Below are 1,391 nucleotides of genomic sequence, written 5' to 3'. Positions count from 1 at the left end.
TTTGTTTTCCGTTTTAAATCGTTAGACTTTACTAAATGTCCGCTAAACTTGAACCAAACTTTACTCGATTTCAGATAAAATTCAGCCGTTAGTTTCCTAAAAATCCAAAAAAGTGGACATTTCGTCAAGTCTTAAAATTCAAATGGTTGTTCAAACTAAAATGTTTGACTTCTGAATTTCGTCGGAAGTATGGCACACAACGTTTTGCCGCTTTGCGAAGGCGGGGATTTTTAGCACTAAACTTCATTAAGTGCACAAAGCTTGAATTTAGCACTTCACTGTCATAGAAGCACGTAACCCCCGCTTTTGTAAAACGGCTGTTATGGGCTGTGGCTATAGCATTTCTAGTATTATTCGATTTTGTTAAAGTCAATTTTTCATTGTTAAGTATGCAATTACCAATCCAATAATTCCGATGATAGTCATAATGATTGTGTCTCTCTTTTGCCAACGATATGATTTTTTTGCAATATCATCATTACCTTCTAATTCTATTTTGTTGTCTTTGCCAACTGTGATTTTTCCGCTGTTATTGGAAATGTCACCTACTTCTATTTTATCTCCCATATTGTAAACATTAAATTCATTTTTTATCGCTACATTATCTGTCGATTGTGTTCTATCTTTTTTGCCAAAAATATTTTCATTAGGAATAGAATATTTTACATTTTTTCTTTTATTTTCTTTTATGTTTTTTGCTAATTCATAAAAATCTCCAACTTCAATTGTTTTAGTTTCAAAACTCTCAAATTCGTTTTCTTCCGAGTCTTTGAAAAATTCGAAAAGCTCTTTCATTATTTCGTCTAAATTTGAAAACACAAATGAAAGACATAGAAAATCACTATTAGTTTCTGTTCTAAAACTCAAATATTTTTGTTTGTAATGAAAAACAATTTGCGTGTCTTCTTCAGAAAAATTTCTTTTGAAATTTGATATTTCTGAAATATTGTTGTTCCAAATACTTGTATAAACATCATCTCCTGACCAAATACCTAATTCTTTTAATTTACTTGTAACTGGTTTGTAAATGTTTTCTGTAATTGGCTCAAATTTCTCTTTTATTTCTTTTTGAATAGTGTCGTAGAAATGTTTGTCTTTATAATTTTCGTTAGGTTTTAATAAACTCCTTTGGTTGTCAAGTTCGCTTAGTTTGTTGCAAAGTGGAATATATTTTTCAATGTAAGTTGCTTTGTTCTTGTCCAAAAAGTCTATAAGGTCAAATAAGGCTTGTATTTTTTGTGGTATCATTTTGTCAACATATTTGTTTATGTGTTAAGTCGTCCTGCCATTGCCCATAACGTTTTGCGGCTTGACGCAGAAGCGAAGCCCGCGAACGGCTAAATTTCTGCTAAAGATAAACATTTTCGTGAAAAATAGATTTCAATTTAAGA

The 1,391-nt window shown here is 30.8% G+C and carries 1 protein-coding gene; it reads right to left on the bottom strand.

Features of this window, described 5'->3' with window-relative positions; translation table 11 throughout:
- Window positions 1–369: 369 nt before the first annotated feature.
- Window positions 370–1,248, bottom strand: coding sequence for a hypothetical protein (locus tag Q361_RS13545; protein ID WP_103727250.1), 879 nt, complete (start codon window positions 1,246–1,248; stop codon window positions 370–372).
- Window positions 1,249–1,391 lie beyond the last annotated feature (143 nt).

Origin of the sequence: Flavobacterium croceum DSM 17960 (assembly GCF_002917885.1) — a bacterium.
GTDB lineage: Bacteria > Bacteroidota > Bacteroidia > Flavobacteriales > Flavobacteriaceae > Flavobacterium > Flavobacterium croceum.
Note: the sequence above shows the minus strand (reverse complement) of the source record. Positions and strands in the feature narration are given on the sequence as shown.